Genomic DNA, 23,649 nt, shown 5'->3' with positions numbered 1-23,649 from the left:
GCCCTTCCCCGAAAGGAACGATCATGCCGATCTATGAAGCGCCGCTGCGCGACATGCAGTTCATCCTGCACGATGTCCTCGACATCAAGAACACCGGCCTGCCCGGCCATGACGAGCTGGACCGCGACTTTACCGAGGCCGTGCTGGACGCCGCCGGCAAGCTCGCGACCGAGATGCTGCTGCCCCTGAACGTGGTCGGCGACAGGCAGGGCTGCGTGCTGGAAAACGGCATCGTCCGGACGCCCGACGGCTTCAAGGGCGCCTTCGACGCGCTGCGCGAGGGCGGCTGGACGGCGCGGGACTGCGACCCCGAATTCGGCGGTCAGGGCATGCCCTATCTGATGGGGCTGGCCACGGGCGAGATCTTCGTCTCGGCCAACATGGCCTTCAACATGTATCAGGGCCTGACCCACGGCGCCTATTCCGCCATCCACACCCACGGCACCGACGCGCAGAAACAGACCTGGCTGCCCAAGATGGTCAGCTGCGAATGGACCGGCACGATGAACCTGACCGAGCCGCATTGCGGCACCGATCTGGGCATGCTGCGCACCAAGGCCGAACCGCAGGAAGATGGCAGCTACCGGATCACCGGGCAGAAGATCTTCATCTCGGCCGGCGATCACGACATGGCCGAAAACGTCATCCACCTGGTGCTGGCCAAGGCCCCCGGCGGCGGCGAGGGCACCAAGGGCATCTCGCTGTTCATCGTGCCCAAGTTCCTGGTGAACGAGGACGGCTCGCTGGGCGAGCGCAACGGCGTCAGCGTCGGCAGCCTGGAAGACAAGATGGGCATCCACGGCAACGCCACCTGCGTGATGAACTTCGACGGCGCGCAGGGCTGGCTGCTGGGCGACCTGCACAAGGGCATGCGGGCGATGTTCACCATGATGAACGAAGCCCGCCTCGGCGTCGGCCTGCAGGGCTATGCGGTGGCCGAAGCCGCCTATCAGAATGCGGTCGCCTATGCCAAGGACCGCCTGCAGGGCCGCGCCGTCACCGGCGCCGAAAATCCCGACGGCCCCGCCGATCCGCTGATCGTGCACCCCGACATCCGCCGCAACCTGATGGACCAGAAATCCTTCCTGGAAGGCGCGCGGATGCTGGCCTTCTGGGGCGCCCACCAGATCGACCGCGCCCATGCCGGCGAGGCCGAGGCCGATGGCATGATCTCGCTGCTGACCCCGATCATCAAGGGCTTCCTGACCGACAAGGGGTTCGAGACGACGGTGAACGCGCAGCAGGTCTTTGGCGGGCATGGCTATATCGAGGAATGGGGCATGTCCCAATTCGTCCGCGACGCCCGCATCACCATGATCTACGAGGGCGCGAACGGCATCCAGGCGCTCGATCTGGTCGGCCGCAAGCTGGCGGCGGATGGCGGCAAATACGTCATGGCCTTCTTTGACGAGATCAAGAGCTTCATCAAGACCCATGAGGGCGACGAGACGCTGAAGCAGGACTTCCTCGAGCCGCTGAAGGCCGCGTCCAAGGATCTGCAGGCGGCGGCGATGTATTTCATGCAGCACGGCATGAAGAACCCCAACAACGCGCTGGCCGGGTCCTATGACTTCATGCATCTTTTCGGGCATACTGTGCTGGGCTTCATGTGGGCCCGCATGGCGGTCGCGGCGCAGGCGGCGCTGCAGGGCGGCAGCGGCGACGCCGACTTCCTGAACACCAAGCTCGCCACCGGGCGCTACTACATGCAGCGCCAGTTGCCGATGACCGCGACGCATCTGGCCCGCATCGAAAGCGGCGCCGATCCGGTCATGGCGCTCGACGCCGCGCAATTCTGAGGCGCTGCCGCGAACCGGGACGGGGCGATGAGTATTTGGGCAAAGAAGAAGCCCGAATGCGCCCCGGCCCCCGCGCCTTCCGGCGCTCTGGCGTGTTTCAGCCGGCGGACCGGGGCGGCTTCTCCTTTGGCGGTCATCGGCTCTCCAGCCTGTACCGCAAAGGCAGGAATAACGGGCAAAGGTGAAGAATTGGTTTCTTCTTTGTCCAAATACTCAATCCGGCGCCGCCATCGGCGCGAACAGGAGGAAGCATGACCGAAGCCTATATCTATGACGCCTGCCGCACCCCGCGCGGCAAGGGCCGGACCGATGGCAGCCTGCACGAGGTGACCTCGCTCGCCTTGTCGGCGCGGCTGCTGAATGCGGTGAAGGATCGCAACAATCTGGACGGTCCCGCCGTCGAGGATGTGATCTGGGGCAATGTCACCCAGGTCAAGGAACAGGGCGGCTGTCTGGCACGATCGGCGGTGCTGGCATCCGATCTGGACGAGCGGATTCCGGGTCTGTCGATCAACCGCTTCTGCGCGTCGGGGATGGAGGCGGTGAACCTTGCCGCCAACCAGATCAAGGGCGGCGCGGGCGATGGCTATATCGCCGGCGGTGTCGAGATGATGGGCCGGGTCGCCATGGGCAGCGACGGGGCCGCCATCGCGGTCGATCCGAGCCTGGCGATGAAGAGCTATTTCGTGCCGCAGGGCATTTCGGCCGACATCATCGCGACCGAGTTCGGCTTTACCCGCGAAGAGGCCGATGCGCTGGCCGCCGAATCGCAGCGCCGCGCCGCTCAGGCCTGGCATGAGGGGCGGTTCGACAAGTCCATCGTGCCGGTGTTGGACCAGAACGGGCTGACCATTCTGGACCGCGACGAATACATGCGCCCCGGCACCACCGCCGAGGATCTGGCCAAGCTGAAGGCCAGCTTCAAGGAGATGGGCGAGGTCATGCCCGGCTTCGACAAGGTGGCGATGCTGAAATACCCGCATCTCGACCATATCAACCACATCCACCATGCCGGGAACTCGTCAGGGATCGTCGACGGCGCCGCGGCCGTGCTGGTCGGCAACAAGGCCTTCGGCGAGCGCTTTGGCCTGACGCCCCGCGCCCGCATCCGCGCCACCGCCAAGATCGGCACTGATCCCACGATCATGCTGACCGGTCCGGTGCCGGTGACGGAAAAGATCCTGGCCGACAGCGGCATGTCGATTTCCGACATCGACCTGTTCGAGGTGAACGAAGCCTTTGCCGCCGTCGTGTTGCGCTTCATGCAGGCTTTCGACGTCTCGGCCGACAAGGTCAACGTGAATGGCGGCGCCATCGCGATGGGCCATCCGCTGGGTGCGACCGGGGCGATCATCATCGGCACGCTGCTGGATGAGCTGGAGCGGCGCGACCTGTCCACCGGGCTTGCGACGCTGTGCATCGCCTCGGGCATGGGTGCGGCTACCATCATCGAGCGCGTCTAGGAAAGGTTAGGCAATGAGCGATTTTACCATCCAGAAAGACTCCGACGGCGTTGCCATCATCACCTGGGATGTCGCGGGAAAGTCGATGAACGTGCTGTCCGAGGACGGCATCCGCCAGCTTGACGGGCTGATCGACGACGCGCTTGGCGATGACTCGGTCAAGGGCATCGTCATCACCAGCGGCAAGCCGGATTTCGCCGCCGGCATGGACCTGAATGTGCTCGGCTCGATGAAGGAAAGCGGCGGGGCCGAGGCGATCTTCGCGCTGGTCATGCAATTGCACGGCGTGCTGCGCAAGATCGAGCGGGCGGGCATGGACCCCAAGACGCTGAAGGGCGGCAAGCCCATCGCGGCGGCACTGCCCGGCACCGCATTGGGGATCGGGCTGGAAATCCCGCTGGCCACGCACCGGATCTTTGCCGCCGACAACCCCAAGGCCAAGATCGGCCTGCCCGAGATCCAGGTCGGCATCTTCCCCGGTGCCGGCGGCACCACGCGGCTGGTGCGCAAGCTGGGCGTGATGGGCGCGGCGCCCCTGCTGCTGGAAGGCAAGCTGAACGACCCCAAGAAGGCCAAGGCCGCCGGCGTCATCGACGAGGTGGTGGACGATCCCGTCGCCGCTGCCCGCGACTGGGTGCTGAACGCCAAGGACGCCGATATCGTCAAGCCGTGGGATGCCAAGGGCTACAAGATGCCGGGGGGCGAGCCGTTCCACCCGGCGGGCTTCATGACCTTCGTCGGCGCAAACGCGATGGTGATGGGCCGCACGATGGGCGTCTATCCCGCCGCCCGGGCGCTGCTGTCGGCGGTCTATGAAGGCGCGATGGTGCCCTTTGACCAGGCGCTGAAGATCGAGGCGCGGTGGTTCACCAATGTGCTGATGAACCCGTCCTCGGGCGCGATGATCCGCAGCCTGTTCATCAACAAGGAAGCGCTGGAAAAAGGCGCGAACCGCCCTGACGTGCCCGACCAGAAGGTGCGCAAGCTGGGGATCTTGGGCGCCGGCATGATGGGCGCAGGCATCGCCTATGTCAGCGCCATGGCGGGGATCGAGGTGGTGCTGATCGACGCCCAGCAGGACGCCGCCGACCGCGGCAAGGCCCATTCGGCCGATCTGCTGGACAAGGCGATCAGCCGCAAGAAATCCACCGAGGCGAAAAAGACCGAGGTGCTGGACCGGATCACGGCGACGACCGATTACGACGCGCTTGCCGGCTGCGATCTGATCGTCGAGGCGGTGTTCGAAGACCCCGCCGTCAAGGCCGAGGTCACCGCCAAGGCCGAGGCCGTGATTGGCGCGGACGCGATCTTTGCGACCAACACCTCGACCCTGCCGATCAGCGATCTGGCCCGCGCCAGCCAGCGGCCCGAGCAATTCATCGGCATCCACTTCTTCAGCCCCGTCGACAAGATGCTGCTGGTCGAGATCATTCGCGGCAAGCAGACCGGCGACCGCGCGGTGGCCAAGGCGCTGGATTTCGTGCGCCAGATCCGCAAGACGCCGATCGTCGTCAATGACGCACGCTTCTTCTATGCCAACCGCTGCATCATTCCTTACCTCAATGAGGGGATGCGGATGCTGGCCGAGGGCGTCAGCCCGGTGCTGATCGAGAATGCGGCGCGGATGATGGGCATGCCCCTGGGCCCGCTGCAACTGGTGGACGAGACCAGCATCGACCTGGGCGTGCGGATCGCCAAGGCCACGCGCGCGGCGATGGGCGACAGCTATCCCGATGGCGCCGTCGATGACGTGCTGTTCTGGATGGCGGATGAGGGTCGGATGGGCCGCAAGGCCAAGGCCGGCTTCTATGCCTATGACGAGGCCGGCAAGCGTCAGGGCCTGTGGCCGGGTCTGGCCGAGCGCTTCCCGCAGGCCGATCCGCAGCCCGATCTGACCGAGGTGCAGCACCGGCTGATGTTCGCCCAGACGCTCGAAGCGGTGCGCGCGCTGCAGGAAGGCGTGCTGCTGGACATCCGCGAGGGCGATGTCGGCGCCATCCTCGGCTGGGGCTTTGCGCCCTGGACCGGGGGGCCGTTCAGCTGGCTGGACATGCTGGGCGCCGCCCGCGCGGTCGAGATCTGCGACCGCCTGACAAAGGCGCATGGCCCGCGCTTTGCCGCGCCCGACCTGCTGCGCGAAATGGCGGACACGGACCAGACCTTCTACGGCCGCTTTGGCGCGGGCAAGAAAGCCGCCTGATCGCGGCCCGATGACAAAGGATCAAGGCCCGGAGGCATCCTCCGGGCCTTTTTCATGGCCCCGCCCGCGCGCCGGGGGAACCCCTGCCCCTCTATCCGGTTGATCTGGCGGCAAAGGCCCCTATTCTGCTTTCATGCCCGCGCATCCGTCAGGAAGGATTACATGACCACCCAGACCCAACGTGCCGCCGAGGGCACCCAGACCCAGATCGAAGAGGTCACCGGGGTCGTGCTGCCCGAACCGGCAGGCGATATCGTGCCGCTCGAGCAAGCTCCGGCCCCGCTCGCGGACGAGATCCGCCGGCGGATGAACGAGATCGACCTGCGCGACACCGGCTCGGTGGTGAATTTCGGCACCCGCGCCCAGAACGAGCTGCAAGAGATCAGCCAGCAGATGCTCGCCGACGTCAAGAACAAGGATGTCGGGCCGGCGGGCGAATCGCTGCGCAACATCGTCACCACCATTCGCGGCTTTTCGGTTAGTGAACTCGACGTGCGGCGCGAGCGGACCTGGTGGGAACGGATGCTGGGCCGCTCGGCCCCGTTTGCGCGCTTTGTGGCGAATTACGAGGATGTGCAGGGCCAGATCGACAAGATCACCGAGGATCTGATGTCGCATGAGCACCGGCTGCTCAAGGACATCAAGTCGCTGGACGTGCTGTATGACCGCACGCTGAAATTCTATGACGAACTGGCGCTGTATATCGCGGCGGGCGAGGCCAAGCTGGCCGAACTGGACGAACAGACCATCCCCGCGAAAGAGGCCGAGGTGCAGTCCAGCCCTCCCGACGGGCAGGTGATGGAGGCGCAGGAGCTGCGCGACCTGCGTTCCATGCGCGACGATCTGGAACGGCGCGTCCATGACCTGAAGCTGACGCGGCAGGTGACGATGCAGTCGCTGCCGTCGATCCGGCTGGTGCAGGAAAACGACAAGTCGCTGGTGACCAAGATCAACTCGACGCTGGTGAACACCGTGCCGCTGTGGGAAACGCAGCTGGCCCAGGCGGTGACGATCCAGCGCTCGGCCCAGGCGGCGGGCGCGGTGAAAGAGGCGACCGACCTGACTAACGACCTGCTGACCGCCAACGCCAAGAACCTGCGTCAGGCCAACGCGCAGATCCGCACCCAGATGGAACGCGGCGTCTTTGACATCGAATCGATCCGCACCGCCAATGCCGAACTGATCGCCACCATCGAGGACAGCCTGCGCATCGCGGATGAGGGCAAGGCCCGCCGCGCCACGGCCGAGGAAGAACTGCTGCGGATGGAACAGGATCTGCGCCGCACGCTGTCCGCCTCGCGCGCGCAGACCCAGCAGATCGGACAGGCCCCAAGGACGTGACCGACGGCGCCCGCGTTTCCATTCCCGTCTCTGACCCGGCCGGTCCGGGGCTGCGCTTCCGCTGGCGCGGGTTCTGCGCGGCGGCGGCTGGCGTGGCGCTGGCGGCGCTGGCGGGCTGCACCGACGCCACCGGGCCGGAACCGCCCGCCCCGGCGCCCAGCCCGCAGGTCACGGACCCCCTCGCCACCCCGCCCGAGGCGCGGCCCGGTGGCGTCTTGCGCGCCGCCCGCGCCCAACGCGCCGCGGACGAGGCGCGCGATGCACAACGCGCCGCCGAAAGCCCGGCCAGCCAGAACATCCGCGGCTATTATATCGGGGTCGAGGATATGCTGATCGCGCGCGGGCTGCTGCGCAATGATGACGGCCGCTCGATCCCGGTGACGCCGGAACGGCTGGCGGCGAACTTCATCGACATCGCGCTGTATGACGAATACAGCCGCGACGGCGCCGCGCTGATCGCCGGGCCGAACCCCTCGCGCCTGCGGCGTTGGGCGCAGCCGGTGCGGATCGCGGTCGAGACCGGCGCCTCGGTCCCGCCCGCCACGCGCATCCGCGACCGGACCGAGGTGCAGCAATTCGCCGAACGCCTCGCCCGGTTGACCGGCCATGACATCGCCGCCACCCCCGGCCGCGGCAATTTCACCGTGCTGTTCCTGAACGAGGATGAACGGCGCGCGATCGGGCCGCGCCTGTCCGCGATCCTGCCCGGCATCCCCGCCCATGATATCGAGGCGATCCAATCCCTTCCGCCCCAGACCTATTGCACGGTCTTCGCCTATTCGCTGGGCGCCAGCCCGCTTTACAGCGACGCGGTGGCGATCATCCGGGCCGAGCTGCCGCCGCGCCTGCGGTCCTCCTGCATCCACGAGGAACTGGCGCAGGGCATGGGGCTGGCCAATGACAGCCCCAAGGCCCGCCCCTCGATCTTCAACGATGACGAGGAATTCGGGCTGCTGACCTGGCATGACGAATTGCTGCTGAAAATGCTGTATGATCCGCGCCTGCGCCCCGGCATGACCGTCGAGACGGCGGCCGAGCCGGTCAAGCAGATCGCGGCCGAACTGCTGGCGCCGGGCCAGACGTGACCGACCGCGGCGCTGCCGGGATCAGGCGCATGACCGAAACGCGAACGGAACAGGAGTGACACATGGCGCTTTTCAATTTCCTCTCGGGCGAATTCATCGACGTCATCGCCTGGACCGACGACACCCGCGACACCATGGTCTGGCGGTTCGAACGGCATGGCAACGCGATCAAATACGGCGCCAAGCTGACCGTCCGCGAGGGTCAGGCGGCGGTGTTCGTCCATGAAGGCCAGATCGCCGACGTCTTCGCGCCGGGGCTGTATATCCTGGAAACCAACAACATGCCGGTGCTGACCACGCTGCAGCACTGGGATCACGGCTTCCGCTCGCCCTTCAAATCGGAAATCTATTTCGTCAACACGACGCGCTTCAACAATCTGAAATGGGGCACGCGCAACCCGATCATCGCCCGCGACCCGGAATTCGGCCCGGTCCGCATCCGCGCCTTCGGCACCTATTCGATGCGCGTCACCGACCCCGCCCGCTTCATGGCCGAGATCGTCGGCACCGATGGCGAGTTCACCAGCGATGAGATCACCTTCCAGCTGCGCAACATCATCGTGCAGGAGTTCTCGCGGATGATCGCCAGCTCGGGCATTCCGGTGCTGGACATGGCGGCGAACACCGACCAGCTGGGCCGCATGGTCGCCAAGGCCATCGCGCCGACCATCGCCAATTACGGCCTGACCATTCCCGAATTCTACATCGAGAATGTCAGCCTGCCCGACGAGGTCGAGGCGATCCTCGACAAGCGCACCTCGATGGGGATCGTGGGCGATCTGGACCGCTTCGGCCAATACGCCCAGTCCGAGGCGATGCTGAACGCCTCGCAGAACCCCGGCGGCGCGGGTGCCGGGATGGGCGCAGGCATGGGCGCCGCGATCGGCATGGGCATGGCCGGCAACATGGCGATGCGCGGGCCGTGGGGTCAGGTGCCGGCAAGCCAGGCCGCGCCTGCGCCGGGGGGCGGCGCCATGCCGCCGCCGCTGCCGGGCGCGCGGGCCGAAACCGTCTGGCACATCGCCATCGGCGGTCAGGCGCAGGGGCCTTACGGGCGCGGGCATCTGGGGCGGATGGCGAATGACGGCAGCTTTGGCCGCGACACGCTGGTCTGGTCGCCCGGTCAGGACGGCTGGAAGCCCGCCGAAGAGGTGACCGAACTGGCGCAGCTTTTCACCATCCAGCCGCCGCCGCCCCCGCTGCCGCCGCAGGTCGAAGGCCCGCACGAGGACTAGGCCGCTGATACCCCGCGCCTGACGCAGACCCTACCCAGCCGGAAGCCATCATGCCGACGCCCGCCAGCGAATTTCGCTATCCCTGCCGGAACTGCGGCGCCAGCCTGACCTTCTCGCCCGGCGAGCAGTCGCTGAAATGCCCCTATTGCGGGCATGTCCAGCAGATCGGCGAGGGCGCCGAGAACGCCCCCGGCCGGTCGCCCGAGGGCGGCGTCGCGGGCGAGGATGTGCTGCTGCGCGACCCCGCCACCGGCCGCGCGCTGCAATGGGATGGCGGCCACAAGGCCCCGCATCTGACCGAGATCCCGCTTGCCGACGGGCTGCGGCTGGAAGCCGGCAGCGAGCTTGCGCAGGACATCCGCACCCTGTCTTGCCCCAATTGCGGGGCGCTGATCGAACTGGCCGCCGCCAGCCAGTCGACCCGCTGCCCCTTCTGCGCGACCCCGGTCGTGACCGACACCGGCGCCACGCGCCAAATCAAGCCGCAGGGCGTGCTGCCCTTTGTGCTGACCGAAACCCAGGCGCGCGCGGCGCTGTCGGACTGGCTGGGCCGGCTGTGGTTCGCGCCCTCGGGGTTGACCGCCTATGCCCGGCGCGGGCGGCGGATGACCGGCATCTATTCGCCCTTCTGGACCTTCGATGCCGACAGCCGCACCGAATATTCCGGCCTGCGCGGCGACTGGTATTACGAGACGCAGTATGTGACCCAAATCATCGACGGCAAGCGCCGCCAGGTCGCCCAGCAGGTTCGCAAGACAAGGTGGAGCCGGGTCAGCGGCCGCGTTGCGCGGGATTTCGACGATGTGCTGGTGCTGGCCTCGACCTCGCTGCCGCGCCGCCACGCCGACGGGCTGACGCCGTGGGACCTGTCGCATCTGCGCCCCTATGACCCGCAATTCCTCGCCGGGTTCGAGGCCGAGGGCTATACCGTCCCCCTGCCCGACGGCCACGCCATCGCCCGGCAGGAGATGTCCGGCGTCATCGCCATGGACATCCGCCGCGACATCGGCGGCGACGAGCAGCGGATCGAAAGCGCCCGCACCAGCTTCTCGGCCGAGACGTTCAAGCACATCCTGCTGCCGATCTGGACGGCGGCGTATAAATACAACGGCAAATCCTATCGCTTCGTCGTCAACGGCCAGTCCGGCCGGGTGCAGGGCGAGCGGCCGTGGTCGGTCTGGAAGATCGCGGCGGCGGTGATCATGGGCACGATCCTGCTGGCGATCATGATGCTGCTGTCCAATCAGGGGGGCTAGATGGGCAGGTTCAGTCACATCAGGGCCGCTTGGCGATGATCCTCTGCTGCGGTGAATCGCTGATCGATCTGGTGCCCGACGGCGACCGCTATCACGCCCGGCCCGGCGGCGGCGCGTTCAATACGGCGGTGGCGCTTGGGCGGCTGGGGGCGGCGGCGGGGTATCTGTGGCCGCTCTCGACAGACAGCTTTGGGGCGACGCTGCGCGGCGTGCTGGATGAAGCCGGCGTCGACACCCGCCTGTGCCCGCAGACAGACCGGCCCACGGCGCTTGCGGTGGTGACGCTGCGCGGCGGCGAGGCGAGCTATGGGTTTTATGAAGACGGCACCGCTGCCCGCGTCCTCGACCGCGATCATCTGCCCGAGCTGCCGGCACAGATGCGCGCGCTAGTGATCGGCGGGATCAGCCTGATCGACCCCGGTACCGGCGCGGCCATCGAGGAACTGGCGCGGCGCGCCTATCACACTGGCCGCATGGTGATGCTGGACCCCAATATCCGCCCTGCCCTGATCGCGGACCCCGACATGCTGCGCGACCGCATGTCGCGGCTGCTGCGGCTGGCGCATATCGTCAAGCTGTCCTCCGACGATCTGGAATGGCTGATGCCGGGCGCCACCCCTGCCGAGGCCGCGCAGCGGGTCATCCGAAAAGGCGCGAGCCTGATGTGCCATACGCATGGCGCATCCGGGGCGACCGCCTATCGCTGGAAGACTTCCGTTCATGCCAAGGCGCAGACGGCGCAGGTCGCCGATACCATCGGCGCGGGCGACACCTTCAACGCGGGGTTCCTGGCGGGGCTGGCCGAGGCGGGGGTGCTGACGGTCGAGGGGCTGCGTCAGGCGGCGACGCCGGTGCTTCAGGCGGCCCTCGCCCTTGGGACGCGGGCCGCGGCGGTCACCGTCTCGCGGCCCGGCGCCGATCCGCCGTGGCGGGATGAGTTGGGACTGCCCTAAGCAGAAAACGCAAATGCCGCCCCGGATCACGGGACGGCATCGAAAAACGGCTATGGTCGGGGGATTATGCGGCTTCGGCGTCTTCGGCGGCGGCCTGACGGCGCTCGCTTTCCTCGCGCGACAGCGCGACCGAGGTGCGGACGCCCTTGGACACGAACTCCATCAGCCCCTTGACGACGCGCTCGTTCGGGTCGATCCCGGCGCAGGACAGAACCTCGCGCCCATCGCGAGAGCGTGCCCAGCGGGCGATCTGCTCTGGCCCGTTTCCGTATTTCTTGTCATCGGCAATGGCATCGTCCAGCGCAGCCAGAACGACCGCCGCAAACAATTTGCGCGCCCGCTGACCCTGTTCAAAATTGAAAGCCGATCCATCGACGAAATCACGCATCTTTACCGTCCTGACCAAATGTGTTTCTATCGCCTTGTGGGGCGAAAATTCCCGGGCTCAATTCTTGGTGGTGGGATGACCATATCCCATCTGCACCTTGATTCGGTATAACGCTAACCTCAACTCTGCCATGCAAATTCGTCATGGCTAACTGTTTTATTACCTTCAACCAACATCCCGCAACGCCGCCAGGGCGGTGCCGGTTTCATCTACCTGTGGTCGGTTTGAAATAAATCAAGCTGCGGCTGGGAAAGATTTTCGCCGTGATGCAGCCCGGACAGCGTGATCCCCAGCAGGCGCACCCCGCGCGCGTCCAGCGGCACGGCCTCGACCAGCCCCGCGCCCAGCGAAAACAGGGTTTCGCCGTCCGGCACCGGCTGCGGCAGGCTGCGCGACCGCGTGATCTGGCGGAAATCGCCGAAGCGCAGCTTGATCGTGACGCAACGTCCCTGCGCCCGCGCCGCGCCCGCCTGCGCCCAGACCTTATCGGCCAGCGGCCGCAGCGCCTGCAACAGCTCGGTAAGGGTGGTCAGGTTCTGCGAGAATGTCGTCTCGGTCCCGATGGATTTGCGCACCCGGTTCGGACGGACCGGGCGGTTGTCGATGCCGCGCGAGATGTCGTGATACCACTGCCCCGCCTTGCCGAAGCGGCGTTGCAGGACCGACAGCTCGATCCCGCGCAGATCGGCGCCGGTTTCGATCCCCAGCGCGCGCATCCGCGCCGCCGTGGCCGGGCCGATGCCGTGGAACCTGTCGATGGGCAGCTCGGCAATAAAGCGTGCGCCATGCGCGGGGGGAATGGTAAATTGCCCGTCGGGTTTGCGCTGATCCGAGGCCAGCTTGGCCAGAAACTTGCAATAGCTAATCCCCGCGCTCGCCGTCAGCCCGGTTTCGTCCCTGATGGCGTCGCGGATGGCGGTCGCCCGCGCCGAGGCGGTCTGGCCGGGGCCAAGCCGCCCGGTCAGGTCCAGATAGGCCTCGTCCAGCGAGAGCGGCTCGATCACCGGCGTATGGCGGGCGAAGATCTCGCGGATCTGGCGGCTGACGGCGCGGTAGACGTCGAAGCGCGGGCGCACGAAGATCAGTTCTGGGCAGCGCCGCTGCGCCGTGACCGAGGGCATGGCCGAACGCACGCCGAAGCGCCGCGCCTCATAGCTGGCGGCGGCGACGACGCCGCGCGCGCTCGAGCCGCCGACCGCGACCGGGCGGCCGCGCAGCGCCGGATCGTCGCGCTGCTCGACCGAGGCATAGAACGCATCCATGTCGAAATGCAGGATGCGGCGCCCGCCATCCTGCGGCGCGTCATCCGAGGTCATGCCGCTCTGACGGCGACACCCCCGGCGGTCATTCCGTCGCCCATGCGGTCAAAGCGCATATAGGCCAGCCCGCGCCCGCCGGACTGGGTGAAGACCGTGCCCGCCTCGCGCCCGTCCTGCGACAGCACCGGCGTTCCCACCGGCACCGGCGCGTCCAGTTCCAGCCGCGCCAGCCCCTTGCGAAGCTGGGTCTTGTGCTTCATCCGGGCCGTCACCTCTTGCCCGACATAGCAGCCCTTGCGGAAATCGACGCCGTTCAGCCGCTCGAACCCCATTTCAAGGATGAAACTGTCATTCGGGATCAGCTCGATCCCCGCCTCGGGCACCAGATGCTCGACCCGCAGCGCGTCCCAATCGGTGCCGTCATCGGCCACGTCCAGCCCATAGCCCCGCCAACCGAGCGCCGGGTGCCGCGGATCGGCGATGGCGCCCTCGGGCGCGGGGCCGGTGCCGCGGGTGACGGCGCGCGGATCAAGCGCCAGTTCCACCTTGGAGCGCAGCTTGTACATGCCCAGCCGCTTCATCAGATCGTCCGCCTGCGCTGCGGGAGCGTCCAGCAGATAGGCCTCACCCTCGGGGATGACGAAGAAATCGGACAGGTATTTCCCCTGCGGGCTCAGCAGCGCGGTATAGACCGGGGCGCGGGTGATGTCGTTCGTCACCAGCCCTTGCAGGAAATGTTCGCGGTCGGGGCCGGTCAGGCGCAGGATCTGGCGGTCAGTCATTCGTCAGTGCTCCGAATTGCAGGCGGACAAGCGCGGCATAGGCGCCGTCCTGCCGCATCAATTGGTCATGATTGCCCTGTTCGACAACTCGGCCGGCATCCATGACGATGATCTTGTCGGCATTGCGGACCGTGGACAGCCGGTGCGCGATGACCAGCGTGGTGCGCCCTTCGGACAGCCGATCCAGCGCCTGCTGCACCAGCCGTTCCGACGCCGCATCAAGCGCCGAGGTCGCCTCGTCCAGCAGCAACACCGGCGCATCGCGCAGCACGGCGCGCGCAATCGCCACCCGCTGCCGCTGCCCGCCGGACAGGGCCGAGCCGCGCGGCCCGGCGCGGCTTTCCAGCCCCAGCGGCATGGCCTGCACGAAATCGGCGACATGGGCGGCGACGGTGGCACGCTCGATGGCCTCGGGGGTGGCGTCCTGTCCCAGCGTGATATTCTCGCGCAGGGTCTCGTCGAACAGCGCCGGGTCTTGCGACACGACCGAGAACTCGTCGCGCAGCGTGGCCAGATCGAACTCGGTCAGCGGCACGCCCCCCAGCGTGATCCGCCCGGTATCGGCATCCGTCATGCGGGTGAGCAGGTTGAAGACCGTGGTCTTGCCCGCCCCGGACGGCCCGACCAGCGCCGTGGTCTGCCCCGCCTCGGCCACGAAGGTCAGGCCGCGCAGCACCTGCGTCTCGTCATAGCTGAGGGTGACGTCGTCGAACTCGATCCGCGTCGTCTCGGGCGGGTTCAGGCGCGGGCCGGAGCGGACCGAGGGCTGGGTGTCAAAGACCTGATAGATCCGTTCCAGACTGGCCGCCGCGACCTGCCACGACCCCGCCAGCCCGCCCAGCCGCCGCAAGGGCTGGAAAGCCAGCGACAGCGCGGTGAAAAACGCCATGAAATCGCCCACGCTGCGCTCGCCCGACACCACCTGAGAGCCGCCAAGCGCCAGCACGCCGACAAAGCCCAGCCCCGTCACCACGTCGATCAGCGCCGGAACGACCGCGCCAATGCCCGCGATCTTGACCTCGGCCCGGCGGATGCGGTCGACGATATCGGCGAAACGTCCGGCCTGCCGGTCCTCGATCCGGTTCAACCGCACGGTGCCGATGCCGTGCAGCACCTCGTCGATGCGGTTGCTGCGGTCGGATGCGTTCTGGCGCATGGCGCGGGTCTTGCGGCGCACATAGCGCTGCACCCACAGCGTCGGCACGATCAGCAGCGGCGCCCCGACCAGCGCCGCCAGCGTCCATTGCGGGTCGATGCTGGTCGCCACCCAGAACAGCGCCAGCAGCGAGACGACGTCGCGCCCCGCGCCGGTGATGAAGGTCTGCCAGATGCCCTGCACGGCGCTGGTGTCGCCCAGGATCCGCTCGATCATCGCGCCGGGGGGGTTGAGTTGAAAGAACTTCATGTCCAGCCGCATGACATGGGACAGCAGATCGACCTGCATCCGCGCCGCGACCTTTTGCTGGACCGCGACCAGCAGGCTGCGGTTCACGACCGAGGTCACCGCCCGGATCAGGAACAGCGCGAATATGCTGCCCCCGACCCACCACATCGCGCTGCTGTCGCCGCCCACGAACACCCGGTCGAACAGCGGCTTCAGCATCCAGCTGAGCACCGCAAGGGTCGAACCCTCGATCACCATCAGCAGCAGCGCCAGGCTCATCGGCGCCCAATGCTCGCGCAGATAGTCGCGCCAGATGCGGGAAAACAGCTTCGGGGTCCGGTCGCGTGCCATGGGCTGATCTAGCCCACCACACGCGCCCGCCGCAAGCCGCGCCGGTTGAGGGGACCGGCGCCTAGTCGCGCTTCAACGCCCGGAACGCGGCCGAGGCGGCGACGCCCGCAAAGGCCGCGATCAGCAGCGACATCAGCCCGTAAAGCAGCGGCCGGTCATAGGCGAGGCGGTAGAGCCAGCGTTCCAGCCCGACCTTGCGCACCTCGATGGGGGCGGAATAATCCGAGATCACCCGCCCCTCGCGCAGCAGGAAAATCCGCGCCTTGTAGCTGCCCTCGACCAGGTTCGCGGGCAGCCGGAAATCGGCGCGAAACAGCGTGTTGTCGACCAGCCCGACGGCGCCCTCGTCCAGCCGGTAAATACCCTCGGCGATCCGCATCTCGATCAGCGCCTCGGTGAAATCGACCGGGTTTTCCACGTCCAGCGGCTTGGCAAAGGCCCGCATTGCCGTCGGGATCGAGATGCGGTGGCTGGCGTCCTGTTCCGGCGACAGGATGCGGTCCAGCTTGCCGGTGGTGTCGACGGCATAGAAGCTGGGGGCCGAGGCGACGAAGACGCTTTCGGTGTTCACCCAGATGCCGAACCGCCGTTCCTTGCGCCGGATGGTGACGCTGCGCGACGGCCCTTCCAGCGTCGCGATGACGTCAAGCTGGCTGTCCGAGGGCATCGGCGTCTCGCGCCGCACCGCGCCATAGAGCAGGATCTCCGAGCCGGTGAAGTTCGCCGTGATCGCCACCGCGTCCGAGGACAGCCCCATCACCACCTGTTCAGGCGATTCCGGCGGCGGGCCGGGCAGCTCGCCGCGTGGTTCCTGCGGCGAGGGATAGGACATGATCGGCGGCGGCCCCTCGGGCGTCTGCGAATGGGGCGGGCGCGGCGCGGTGCTGCGCGAGGCATCGGGCGCCAGCGCATTATGCGCCCCCACCGCCTCCTTGCCGGGCGGCGTGCCCTGCGCATGCGCCGCCGCACCCAAAGCCAGCACGAACAGGACCGCAAGCCGGTTACGCGACATCACAGGATTCCCGGCGTCAGCGAAAACAGGTTCTCGGGCGGCAGGAACAGGTCGGTCGCCAGCTTGGCGCAGACCGCCAGCACCACCAGCGCCAGCAGGATGCGCAACTGCTCGGCCCGCAGCCTTGCGCCCAGATTGGCGCCGATCTGCGCGCCGATGACCCCACCCACGATCAGCAGCACGGCCAACATCACATCGACGGTGTTATAGCTGACCGCATGCATGACCGTGGTAAAGGCGGTGACGAAGGTGATCTGGAACAGCGAGGTGCCGATCACGACCTTGGTCGGCATCCCCAGCAGATAGATCATCGCCGGCACCATGATGAAACCCCCGCCCACCCCCATCATCGCCGACAGGATGCCGACCAGCAGCCCCACCGTCAGCGGCGGCAGCACGCTGAGATACAGGCCCGAGATCCGGAACTTCATCTTGAAGGGCAGCGCGTGGATCCAGCCGTGATGGCGCCGCGTGGTGCGGATGCCGCGCCGCGTCCGGCGCATCGCGCGCAGGCTTTCGGCCAGCATCATCGAGCCCACCGCCCCCAGCAGCACGACATAGCTGATCTGCACCACCAGCTCGACCTGGCCCAGCCGGCGCAGCAGGTTGAACAGCGCCACCCCGATGGCCGAGCCGACAAGCCCGCCGATCAGCAGCACCGTGCCCATGCGAAAATCGACATTGCGCTGCTTGACATGGCCCAGCACGCCCGACACCGACGAGGCGACGACCTGATTGGCCCCGGTCGCCACCGCAATCGCGGGCGGAATCCCGATGAAGAACAGCAGCGGCGTGATCAGAAAGCCCCCGCCCACGCCGAACATCCCGCTCATCAGCCCGACGATGCCGCCAAGGCCGATCAGCAGGAAGGCGTTCACCGCAACCTCGGCGATGGGAAGGTAGATCTGCATTGTCAGGCGCCCGTCCGGAATTGGCCACCACATCTAGCCCTGTTGCGCGCCCAAGGTCAAAGCCCGATCGGCGCGAAATCTCGCCGCTTGCCGCATCGCCCGGGCACAGCTAATCATGTCACGGAAAGGTAGGGTTTACATGCGCATTCTCGTGACCAATGACGACGGCATCAACGCCCCCGGCCTCGCCGCCGCCGAGGCGATTGCCGCCGAACTCGCCGGACCTCGTGGCGAGGTCTGGGTGGTCGCGCCGGCCTTCGAACAATCGGGCGTCGCGCATTGCATCTCTTACGTGCAGCCCACCATGCTGGCCCGCCTGTCCGAGCGCCGCTATGCCGCCGAGGGCAGCCCCGCCGATTGCGTGCTGGCGGCGGTCTGGGACGTGATGGGCGAGGCGCGGCCGGATCTGGTCATCTCGGGCGTGAACCGGGGCAACAATTCGGGCGAGAACGCGCTTTATTCCGGCACCGTCGGCGGCGCGATGGAGGCCGCCCTGCAGGGCCTGCCGGCCGTGGCGCTGTCGCAGTATTTCGGCCCGGCGATGACGGACATGGCGGACCCCTTCCAGCCCGCCCGCCAGCACGGCGCGCGGCTGATCCGGCGGCTGCTCGATCACGGCGACTGGACCTCGGACGCGGATTTCCGGCTGTTCTACAACATCAACTTTCCGCCCGTCCCGGCCGACGAGGTGCGCGGGACGCGGGTGGTGCCGCAGGGGCGGCGGCGCGGCGTCAGCTTTGCGGTCGAGCCGTTCCTTGCCCCCAATGGCCGCCGCTTCCTGTGGGTGCGCGGGCCGCGTCAGGACGGGCCGGCGACGCCCGGCAGCGACGTGACCGCGAACCTCGACGGCTATATCTCGCTCACCCCGATGCGGGCCGATCTGACCTGCCACGCCTCGGTCGAGCCGCTGCGGCAGGCCATGGACGGATGAGCGAGGACGACGACACCCATGCCGGTCTGGCCGAGCGCAAGATGCGCTTTCTCTATCATCTGCGCTCGCATGGCGTGACCGACCCCGCCGTGCTCGACGCGATGGAGCGGGTGGACCGCGGCGAGTTCGTCCGCGGCCATTTCGAGGATCGCGCCTATGACGACACGCCGCTGCCGATCCAGTGCGGCCAGACCATCAGCCAGCCCTCGGTCGTCGGGCTGATGACGCAGGCATTGAAGCCCGGCCCGCGCGACACCGTGCTGGAGATCGGCACCGGCTCTGGCTATCAGGCGGCGGTTCTGGCCGGGCTCTGCCGCCGGGTCTTCACGGTCGAGCGGCACCGCCCGCTGGTCGTCGCCGCCGAGGCGCTGTTCCAGCGCCTGCGGCTGTCGAACATCACCGTGCGGCTGGCCGATGGCAGCTTCGGCCTGCCCGAGCAGGCGCCCTTTGATCGCATCATTGTCACCGCCGCCGCCGAAGATCCGCCCGGCCCTCTCTTGGCGCAGTTGAAGATCGGCGGTATCATGGTCGTGCCGGTCGGCCAGTCCGATGCGGTGCAGACATTGATCCGGGTGAACCGGACGGAAACAGGCTTTGATTACCATGAGTTGCGCCAGGTGCGGTTCGTGCCTCTGGTCGAGGGGCTGGGACAGGGCTAAGCCGGCCCTGCCATCGCCGCAACCGCGCGCGACTTGGGTAAGACAGACGGGACAAACGCCAGGATGAGCAGGCTGACCTCAAATTTCCTCGCGGCGCTGCCGCTGAGCTTTCTTCTGGCCGCGTGTCAGAGCTTTCCTGCGGTCCAGCAGGATCTGTCGGATCTGGGCGCCAGCATCGGCGGGGCGACCAAGGGCTCGACCGCGACCAGCATGCCGCGGATGCCGGGCTTTGGCGGCGGAACCGCCGCCCCGGCGGCGGGGGCCACGGCGGGCCAGGTGACCGATCCCTTTGCCGGCCAGGGCGTGGCCACGCCCGCGGTCCCCGGTCAGGGCGGCACGGCCGCGGCGGCCAGCGGCGGGACCGCCAAGACGGTGGCGGCGACCACGCACCGGGTCGTTGCGGGCGAGACCGGTTGGTCGGTCGCGCGCAAATATGGCGTCACGGTGCAGGAACTGGCGAGCGCGAACGGCACCGACACCAATATGACGCTGCGCGTGGGTCAGGTGCTGAAGATCCCGGCCCGTACGGTCACCGCGCAAGCCAGCGTCACCGCGCCGGGTCAGGGCTCGCCCACGCCGACCCCGCCCTCGGCCGCGAAGCCTTTGCCTGACGAAAAGACGGCACCAACCTCCGCCCCCACCACGCGACCCGACGCGCCCGATCTGGGCGGAACGCGAACGGCGGCCTCGGGGTCGGGCAAGCTGCGGATGCCGGTCGCGGGGTCCATCACGCGCCCCTTCAGCAAGGGCCGGAATGACGGCATCGACATCGCCGCCGGCCCCGGCGTCGCCGTGCAGGCCGCCGCCGGTGGCACGGTCGCCGCCGTCACCCGCGACACCGACGGCGTGCCCATCGTCGTGATCCGTCATCAGGGCGATCTGATGACGGTCTATGCGGGGATGAGCGCGCTCTCGGTGCAAAAGGGCGACACGGTCTCGTCCGGTCAAAGCATCGGCACCGCCGGCAACAGCGGCTCGATCCATTTCGAGGTGCGCCAAGGTTTCGAGGCGGTGAACCCGGAGGGGTATCTGTAGGAGGTCCTCGTGGGACGGCGGCGGATGCGTAGGACGCCGGATTTGAGGGGGCCGCGCGAGCGCGTCATCGGCAGCTTGTGGTGCGGACGGTTCTGAGGGTGCGTAGAGCCTCAGCAATCATAACGCTCACGGCAGACCTGTCAGCGAATTGTCCCCGTTATCCGACAGGACCCTCCGCGCTTCCGCAGTCATGCCGATCCCCGCAGGCTCGATCTTGTGCACCCGCACCCAGCCACCCACAAAAAAGGTCGCGCCGTGCGGCGCGACCTATCATGACGACCGATGCGGGGGTTCGCGGTCGCCATGAATCTTGTTTCGACTGGTCGAGAGCGCTGTCGCAGAAGAGCGCTTCCGCGGGTAGCTGACCCTGTCGAGAGTAAAGCCGTCCGGGCTGACCGTGACGCTTCTTGAGACCCCATCCACTGCCTGAAGCCCGCGCAACACTCCGTCTCTAGAGCGCCTACCTCGCACTCCATCCCGAGCGATGGCTGACTGCGCGTTCGTCGGCACTATGCCGAACTTCCAGTCGCCTCTGTCGCCCGAAACACAAAGCTACCCTCGCCTCAACGGCCCCGGCGAGAGGCCGCTGGTCCCTCTCCGGGACCAGCCGCAAGCACCGGAGACGCTCGATCCTCAGGTCTTCAGACCCGCCTCGATCACGGCGGCGACCTCGTGGCGGATGGCGCGGCGGAGGTTGCGGCTGATCCGGTCGCCCATCTCGCCCTGCAGTTCCTGACGGATGACGTCGCAGACCAGGTTGCGCAGCGCGGTGCCGCCGGTCATCTGTTCGTCCTCGGCGCCGGTCTCGGCGGCGAAGAGGTCGAACCCGCCCTGCGGGAACTCGGCGTGGCCGTTGGTCTGGGCGCTGCGGATCGGGGTGGCTGCGTTCATGCTGTCTTCCTTGATGTGAGCATCGGTTTCAGGGGTGGTCTCGGCCGCGTCGTTGTCGCGCGCCTCCTGCGTCAGGGCGCGCAAACGCGTCAGGGCGTCGCTTGCGTCGATCTCGTCCTCCGCCACCTGCGGCAGCAGGTCAGCCTCGATATCAGTCGCCTGCGTCCCCAGCACCAGGCGCTTGGCCTCGCCGTCGAGCACCGACAATTCGCGTTCGATCACGCTGCGCAGCATTTCTGATTTCGGCCCCAGTGCCAGCGCGCTGCGGGCATTGCCTGCCGCGTCCAGCCGGCGGATCGGGCGGGTGAAATCGGGTCCCGCATCTTCCTGCGAGATCAACTGCCGGATCGAGGCCAGCACGTCACCAATTTCGGGGTTGTCGTAGTGGTGGGCCCGTGCCTCAGACATGGGCGCCACCTTTGGTCGCGCGGTCAGTTGCCCTTGCCGAGCGCCCGCATGACGCGGTCGAGGCTTTCGCCCTGCCGGCTGGTGTAGGGCGCGTCGCGCACCGCATTGTAGTAAGCTGATGGGTCATATGTGGGTATCCCCAGTTTCAGGTCCTTTACCGTCAACAAACCCATAGCAGCCAATAGTTGATAATGTGCTAACTGCAGATTGGCCTCTGCAGTAATCTTGTTGGCCCGCGCCTCCAGCAGCGACTGCTCGGCATCCAGCACGTCCAGCGTGGTCCGCGCGCCCAGCGTCGCCTCTTCGCGGACGCCGTTATAGGCCTGCTGCGCGGCCGAGATCTGCTGGTCGATGGCCCCGATCTGCGCCCGCGCCACGTCAATATTCGCCCATGCGATTCCCACCGCCTGATTCACCTGGCGCGAAATGTTCAGCAGCACCGAACGCGACTGGTCGCGGTCCGCCATCGCCTTGCGATGCACCGCCGACAGCCGGCCGCCGGCATAGAGGGTCTTCTTGATCTGCACGCCCATCGCGGCGCGGGTGCCGCCATCCTTGTCGGCCTCGCCCACGACAGAGCCGGTCAGCACCGGGTTGCGCTGCGCGGCGGCGGCGGCGACGCCAAGCTCGGCCGCGGCGACCAGACGGCTGGCCTGCAGAATCGCCGGATGCGATTTCTGCGCGGCGGCCTGGGCGGCCGCCAGCGTTGCCGGTCGCGACGGCAAGGGCGGCGGCGCGCTGAGACCCTTGGGCCGGGCGCCGGTCGCGGCGGCATAGTTTTCATAAGCGACCTGCAGGTTGCCCTCGGCCGCGGTCAATGCGGCGCGCGAGGCGGCAAGCTGGGCGCTGGCCTGCGCGACATCGGTCACGGTGATCTCGCCGACGTCAAAGCGATCCTGCGCCGCCTGCAGTTCCTGGCTGAGGACGCGGGTCGAATTACCTTGCAGTTCAACCTGTTCCGCGGCCTCCCTCACCTCCATGAAGGCCTGCACGGCGGTCAGCAGCACGTCCTGCTCTACCCCCAGAAGCGCGTAGCGGGCGGCCAGAACCGTCTCTTTCGCGGCGTCGATGGCGGCCTGCGAGCGGCCGAAATCATACAGCGTCATCGACGCCGTCAGCGAGGTCGTGGTCGTGTTGGTGGTGTTGGTCAGACCCGAACCCTTGAATTGGTTGAAGTTGTGGTTCAGTGCCCAATCCAGCACCGGGCGCAGCGCCGCCATGGCGCTTGCCACATCCTCGTCCCGGGCCCGCAGCACCGCGCGCTCCTGCTCGAGCAGGTGCGAGTTGCGATAGGCCGCGACCAGCGTGTCGCCCAGTGTTTCGGCCAGAGCGGGCAGGCTGATGCTACCCAGAAGCAGTGCCAGCGCGGATCGCCGCATCACGCGGCCCAGGCTTACCGTCACGAAACTCATGCCCGCGCTCCTCTTCAAAAAACGAATCCGACGTGTTCTTCAAATCCCGCCAGCACCGGCGCTGCCGCGTTGAAGGCGTGGGTCCAGTTCATCCGGCCGTCGATCTTGTAGCCGATGCGGGCAATGCCGAGCCCGCCTTCCATGAAGATCGCGCCCATCCGGCCGCCCTCGTTCAACTGATCGACCAGCGGTTGCGGGATGACCTGAACGCCGCCGGCGATCAGGATGACGTCGAAGGGCGCCTGTTCGGGGCAGCCCTGCGCCAGTTCGCCGGTCATGACGGCCACGTTGTCGATGCCCTGCGCGGCCAGCGCGGCCTCGGCCCGGGCGGCCATTTCGGGATAGGATTCCAGCGCCACGACCGCCTGCGCCATCTGCGCCACCACCGCCGCATCATAGCCGAGACCGGCGCCCACATTCAGCACCAGCTCGTCGGGCTGGATGTTCAGCACGTCCAGCATCTTGCCGAAGCTGCGGGGTTCCAGCAGCCAGCGATCCTCGGACAGCAACAGGTTCTCACCGACATAGGCGACTGCCTGCAGCCCCTCGGGCACGAATGCCTCGCGCGGGACCGCCAGCATCGCGTCGAGCACCGGATATTTGGTCACGTCGTTGGGTCGGACCTGCGTATCCACCATCATGGTACGCGCTTGCGTGAAATCGACCATCGAATTGCCTTTGATCTGTGTCGCTACTTTCTTGACATGAAAGCCCCGGTCAAGCAACGCACCCTTTCGGTCAGAGCGCCCGCGCTTACGGCTTGCAAGCGGGGCTTTGTTGCACTATCTGATCCCCACCTCAAACCGGCGGTGGGTTGGCGGAGAGGTTACGCACCGGATTGCAAATCCGTGAAGACCGGTTCGATTCCGGTACCCACCTCCAACGTTGCCCCCT

General features: G+C 67.3%; 20 protein-coding genes and 1 tRNA gene. 12 read left to right on the top strand and 9 right to left on the bottom strand.

Annotated features, from left to right (window positions below; all coding sequences use genetic code 11):
* Window positions 1–23 precede the first annotated feature (23 nt).
* The 8 genes from CYR75_RS03310 (at window position 24) to CYR75_RS03275 (ending at window position 11,332) form a co-directional block, all read left to right on the top strand.
* Entirely contained in the window at window positions 24–1,799 is a 1,776-nt protein-coding gene (locus tag CYR75_RS03310) for an acyl-CoA dehydrogenase C-terminal domain-containing protein (RefSeq protein WP_101498835.1), read from the top strand.
* Between the two features lie 251 nt (window positions 1,800–2,050).
* Entirely contained in the window at window positions 2,051–3,262 is a 1,212-nt protein-coding gene (locus CYR75_RS03305) for an acetyl-CoA C-acetyltransferase (protein WP_101498834.1), read from the top strand.
* Between the two features lie 13 nt (window positions 3,263–3,275).
* Window positions 3,276–5,462 (top strand): 3-hydroxyacyl-CoA dehydrogenase NAD-binding domain-containing protein, encoded by a 2,187-nt coding sequence (locus CYR75_RS03300; RefSeq protein WP_101498833.1) that lies wholly within the window; start codon window positions 3,276–3,278, stop codon window positions 5,460–5,462.
* Between the two features lie 162 nt (window positions 5,463–5,624).
* The gene (locus CYR75_RS03295; RefSeq protein ID WP_101498832.1) at window positions 5,625–6,803 is read left to right on the top strand and encodes a toxic anion resistance protein; all 1,179 of its coding nucleotides are present in this window, start codon (window positions 5,625–5,627) and stop codon (window positions 6,801–6,803) included.
* A gap of 50 nt (window positions 6,804–6,853) precedes the next feature.
* Window positions 6,854–7,888 carry a DUF2927 domain-containing protein gene (locus CYR75_RS03290; RefSeq protein ID WP_404825368.1) on the top strand — a complete coding sequence of 345 codons (1,035 nt, stop codon included), beginning with the start codon at window positions 6,854–6,856 and terminating at the stop codon, window positions 7,886–7,888.
* A gap of 62 nt (window positions 7,889–7,950) precedes the next feature.
* Complete coding sequence (locus CYR75_RS03285; RefSeq protein WP_101498831.1) at window positions 7,951–9,123, top strand: SPFH domain-containing protein; 1,173 nt, start codon at window positions 7,951–7,953, stop codon at window positions 9,121–9,123.
* A gap of 50 nt (window positions 9,124–9,173) precedes the next feature.
* On the top strand, window positions 9,174–10,379 hold the full coding sequence (locus tag CYR75_RS03280; protein ID WP_101498830.1) for a zinc ribbon domain-containing protein: 1,206 nt from the start codon (window positions 9,174–9,176) through the stop codon (window positions 10,377–10,379).
* A gap of 35 nt (window positions 10,380–10,414) precedes the next feature.
* Entirely contained in the window at window positions 10,415–11,332 is a 918-nt protein-coding gene (locus tag CYR75_RS03275; protein WP_101498829.1) for a carbohydrate kinase family protein, read from the top strand.
* 64 nt (window positions 11,333–11,396) lie between these two features.
* Here the strand turns inward: CYR75_RS03275 and CYR75_RS03270 are convergent, their stop codons facing one another.
* From CYR75_RS03270 to CYR75_RS03240, 6 genes are all read right to left on the bottom strand, one after another.
* Window positions 11,397–11,720, bottom strand: coding sequence for a DUF6280 family protein (locus CYR75_RS03270; protein ID WP_101498828.1), 324 nt, complete (start codon window positions 11,718–11,720; stop codon window positions 11,397–11,399).
* A gap of 209 nt (window positions 11,721–11,929) precedes the next feature.
* Window positions 11,930–13,036, bottom strand: coding sequence for a DNA polymerase IV (gene dinB, locus CYR75_RS03265; RefSeq protein ID WP_101498827.1), 1,107 nt, complete (start codon window positions 13,034–13,036; stop codon window positions 11,930–11,932).
* Window positions 13,033–13,761: a CAF17-like 4Fe-4S cluster assembly/insertion protein YgfZ gene (ygfZ, locus tag CYR75_RS03260; RefSeq protein ID WP_101498826.1), complete on the bottom strand. Its 729-nt coding sequence runs from the start codon at window positions 13,759–13,761 to the stop codon at window positions 13,033–13,035. The genes dinB and ygfZ overlap by 4 nt, the downstream gene beginning before the upstream one ends.
* Complete coding sequence (locus CYR75_RS03255; protein ID WP_101498825.1) at window positions 13,754–15,496, bottom strand: ABC transporter ATP-binding protein; 1,743 nt, start codon at window positions 15,494–15,496, stop codon at window positions 13,754–13,756. The genes ygfZ and CYR75_RS03255 overlap by 8 nt, the downstream gene beginning before the upstream one ends.
* 61 nt (window positions 15,497–15,557) lie before the next feature.
* Window positions 15,558–16,508: a TIGR02186 family protein gene (locus CYR75_RS03250; protein ID WP_225972819.1), complete on the bottom strand. Its 951-nt coding sequence runs from the start codon at window positions 16,506–16,508 to the stop codon at window positions 15,558–15,560.
* Window positions 16,508–17,419 (bottom strand): sulfite exporter TauE/SafE family protein, encoded by a 912-nt coding sequence (locus CYR75_RS03240; protein WP_101498822.1) that lies wholly within the window; start codon window positions 17,417–17,419, stop codon window positions 16,508–16,510. Before CYR75_RS03240 ends, CYR75_RS03250 begins: the two co-directional genes overlap by 1 nt.
* Before the next feature lie 139 nt (window positions 17,420–17,558).
* Between CYR75_RS03240 and surE the strand changes: the two genes are divergently transcribed.
* The 3 genes from surE to CYR75_RS03225 all read left to right on the top strand — a co-directional run bounded on the left by surE (window position 17,559) and on the right by CYR75_RS03225 (window position 20,044).
* Window positions 17,559–18,350, top strand: a complete 792-nt coding sequence (surE, locus tag CYR75_RS03235) for a 5'/3'-nucleotidase SurE (RefSeq protein ID WP_101498821.1) — start codon at window positions 17,559–17,561, stop codon at window positions 18,348–18,350.
* Complete coding sequence (locus CYR75_RS03230) at window positions 18,347–19,009, top strand: protein-L-isoaspartate(D-aspartate) O-methyltransferase (RefSeq protein ID WP_101498820.1); 663 nt, start codon at window positions 18,347–18,349, stop codon at window positions 19,007–19,009. Before surE ends, CYR75_RS03230 begins: the two co-directional genes overlap by 4 nt.
* A gap of 63 nt (window positions 19,010–19,072) precedes the next feature.
* The gene (locus CYR75_RS03225) at window positions 19,073–20,044 is read left to right on the top strand and encodes a M23 family metallopeptidase (protein ID WP_101498819.1); all 972 of its coding nucleotides are present in this window, start codon (window positions 19,073–19,075) and stop codon (window positions 20,042–20,044) included.
* A gap of 633 nt (window positions 20,045–20,677) precedes the next feature.
* Here CYR75_RS03225 and CYR75_RS03220 read toward each other — a convergent pair.
* Genes CYR75_RS03220 through CYR75_RS03210 form a run of 3 tightly spaced genes read right to left on the bottom strand, consistent with a single transcriptional unit; the run spans window position 20,678 to window position 23,423 of the window.
* Window positions 20,678–21,343: a hypothetical protein gene (locus tag CYR75_RS03220; protein ID WP_101498818.1), complete on the bottom strand. Its 666-nt coding sequence runs from the start codon at window positions 21,341–21,343 to the stop codon at window positions 20,678–20,680.
* Between the two features lie 23 nt (window positions 21,344–21,366).
* A complete protein-coding gene (locus CYR75_RS03215; protein ID WP_225972818.1) occupies window positions 21,367–22,755 on the bottom strand; it encodes a TolC family outer membrane protein in 1,389 nt (462 codons plus the stop codon).
* 14 nt (window positions 22,756–22,769) lie between these two features.
* Window positions 22,770–23,423: a protein-L-isoaspartate O-methyltransferase family protein gene (locus tag CYR75_RS03210; RefSeq protein WP_101500839.1), complete on the bottom strand. Its 654-nt coding sequence runs from the start codon at window positions 23,421–23,423 to the stop codon at window positions 22,770–22,772.
* A gap of 140 nt (window positions 23,424–23,563) precedes the next feature.
* On the opposite strand from CYR75_RS03210, the gene CYR75_RS03205 reads away from it, so the two are divergent.
* Window positions 23,564–23,637 (top strand) — tRNA-Cys (locus CYR75_RS03205).
* Window positions 23,638–23,649: the final 12 nt, after the last annotated feature.

The organism is Paracoccus jeotgali (assembly GCF_002865605.1).
GTDB classification, from domain to species: Bacteria; Pseudomonadota; Alphaproteobacteria; order Rhodobacterales; family Rhodobacteraceae; genus Paracoccus; species Paracoccus jeotgali.
This window is presented reverse-complemented; position numbering and strand designations above follow the sequence as displayed.